Origin of the sequence: Geofilum rubicundum JCM 15548, from assembly GCF_000974365.1 — a bacterium.
Lineage (GTDB): Bacteria > Bacteroidota > Bacteroidia > Bacteroidales > Marinilabiliaceae > Geofilum > Geofilum rubicundum.
Genome location: NZ_BAZW01000130.1, coordinates 1 through 2,477 on the forward strand (window position 1 = coordinate 1; position 2,477 = coordinate 2,477).

At 47.6% G+C, this 2,477-nt stretch carries 3 protein-coding genes; 1 reads left to right on the plus strand and 2 read right to left on the minus strand.

The window, feature by feature from the left end:
* Positions 1–107: 107 nt before the first annotated feature.
* Complete coding sequence (locus tag JCM15548_RS20280; protein WP_062129022.1) at positions 108–557, minus strand: SPOR domain-containing protein; 450 nt, start codon at positions 555–557, stop codon at positions 108–110.
* Positions 558–883: 326 nt separating this feature from the next.
* Here JCM15548_RS20280 and mltG point away from each other — a divergent pair, with 326 nt between their 5' ends.
* Entirely contained in the window at positions 884–1,960 is a 1,077-nt protein-coding gene (gene mltG / locus JCM15548_RS20285) for an endolytic transglycosylase MltG (RefSeq protein ID WP_062129024.1), read from the plus strand.
* Between the two features lie 79 nt (positions 1,961–2,039).
* Here the strand turns inward: mltG and JCM15548_RS20290 are convergent, their stop codons facing one another.
* Positions 2,040–2,405, minus strand: a complete 366-nt coding sequence (locus JCM15548_RS20290; RefSeq protein ID WP_062129026.1) for a four helix bundle protein — start codon at positions 2,403–2,405, stop codon at positions 2,040–2,042.
* Between the last annotated feature and the right edge of the window lie 72 nt (positions 2,406–2,477).

Below are 2,477 nucleotides of genomic sequence, written 5' to 3' on the forward strand. Positions count from 1 at the left end.
TCCATCAACCCCTCCTACCCAATCTACCCCATCTACCCTCTTGGCCCCATCTACCCAATCGCCCCTATCAGCCCCATCAGCCCTCTTAACCTATCGACCTAATAACCTTACATACTAATCAACAACCACACATCATTATACTTTTCATGCCGGCGACGAATTTCACCCAGTCGCTCCCGGGCCGCCAACTCATCATTAAAAGCCGCCACCGAAACACGGTAAAAGCCCTCCTCACTCTCCAGCATCATGGGCGTAAAACCCTCCTGAATCAAATCCGTTCTAAAACGGCGGGCATTGTCCAGCACCTGAAAAGAACCCACAATAACGTAATAATCGTAGCCCGGACCGCTATGCTCCACCGGCTTTACTCTTTCCTGGCGCACCACAATGGCCGGCTCAAGCGATTTATCCTCTGCCACAGCCACCTTTGGCGGCTCATCTTCCTGCACATAAAGAGATTCGCTACTGTCGAACCGACTACTACCCTTGCGCATACTGGCGCACGACGAAATAATAAAAACCACTGTAACCGCTAATAATACTATTTTACTATTCATATCGTTTTGTCTTTATGTTTGTATAATAATTTTCAAATTTCAATTCTAGGCCAAAGATAACCCAACCCCCGCTATTATTCAACTATGCAAAGGCAGATTTTTTTCAACAATAATAGTGGACCCATTTTTGATTAGAAAAATTGAAAAAAGCGTTTACTTTGTGGGGGGAAGGCTGAGTGGTGGGAAGGGTGGGAAGGGTGAGTAGGGTAAAAAGGGTAGAAAGGATTATTAGGTTGGGAGGTATAGCGTAGCGGGATCCCACAAGGCAGGACGAAGCGAAGCGGGATGCGCAGCAGGCAAGCAGGATGAGTAAAAAATGAGATAATATGGCATTAAAAACCAGTGATAATAAAAAGCAACTGATGGGTAAGAATTCTATAGTGATATTTCTGATCGTTTCGGCCGTGCTGGCAGTTGGCTTATTGATAGCCCTGAGCTTCTACAACCGCATTTTTGGGCCCAATGTCACCACCGACCTGGAACAGGGCGTGGAGCTTTATCTGCCCACCAACCCCGATTTTCAGGAAGTGTTGGGATTGTTGCAACACTCCGGCGCCATTGACGACCTAAAAGGTTTTATTTGGGTGGCGCGGCGCAAAAGCTACAACGACGCCCCCAAGGGCGGTCGCTACCTCCTGACCAACGGCATGAGCAACAACGAACTGGTGAATATGCTGCGGGCCGGACTGCAAGCGCCTGTCAACGTCACCTTTAACAACATACGCACCCACCAGGAACTGGCCGGTCAGCTGGCCAGACGACTGGAACCCGATTCCACTGCCTTTCTGGAAACCTTGAACGATAAAGAATTTCTTGAAGAGCTGGGCTTTGAACCCCATACCGTTTTGGGCATGATACTGCCCAACACCTACCAAATGTACTGGACCACCAGTCCCGAAGCCTTCTTAAAAAGAATGCACAGCGAGCACCAACGGTTTTGGAACGAAGAACGCCTGCAGAAAGCATCTGAACTGCGGCTTACCCCCATCCAGATTGCTACGCTGGCATCCATTGTGGATGAAGAGACCATCCGTGAAGACGAAAAGCCACGCGTAGCGGGGCTTTATCTGAACCGACTCGACAAAGGCATACGTTTGCAGGCCGATCCCACCATCAAATTTGCCATGGGAGATTTCACCGTCAAACGCATCCTCAACAAAGATTTGCTGACCGACTCACCCTACAACACCTACAAATATGCCGGACTCCCCCCCGGCCCCATTCGTATGCCCTCGGTGAAAGGCATACAGGCCGTTCTCAATCACGAGGAGCACGACTACTTGTACATGTGCGCCAAGGACGATTTCTCAGGCTACCACGCCTTTGCCAAAACCCTCCGCCAGCACAACATCAATGCCGCCCGCTACAGACAAGCACTGAATAGGGGGCGGATTTACAGGTAGGGGAAGGGTAGATGGGGAAGAAGGGTAGATGGGGGAAGAAGGGTTGATGGGGTTGATAGGGGAAAAGACATGACGATGATTAACCTTGGATGTTTTTAGACCTATAGGCTATTAGATTTCTTAACATCATGGAAATGGCGTGAGCTTTTTGTTGGATGACTTCGGATTGTTCAATGGTAATTAAGCCAGCTTCGTATGCTATAATAGTCTGCGTAATAAGTTCAGCAACTGAACCTCTTGCTGTGTGAAAAAAGAAAACTGCTTTTTTCGAATGGCCAAACTCCTCTCCTTCTGCGATATTTGAAGCAATAGAAACAGCGGCTCGCTGCATTTGATCTTTCAATCCATAATCCCTTACCAAAGCAGAAGAACCAACAATTTTGTATGTTTCCACAGCCAATTGTTTAGCAATTTGCCATACCTTCAAATCAGTAAAATTTCCCATCAGGTTAAAATTAAGGTCACTAATTATTTTCAAAGTATTCTGTGTATCCTAAACCACCATTCACCCCCACTA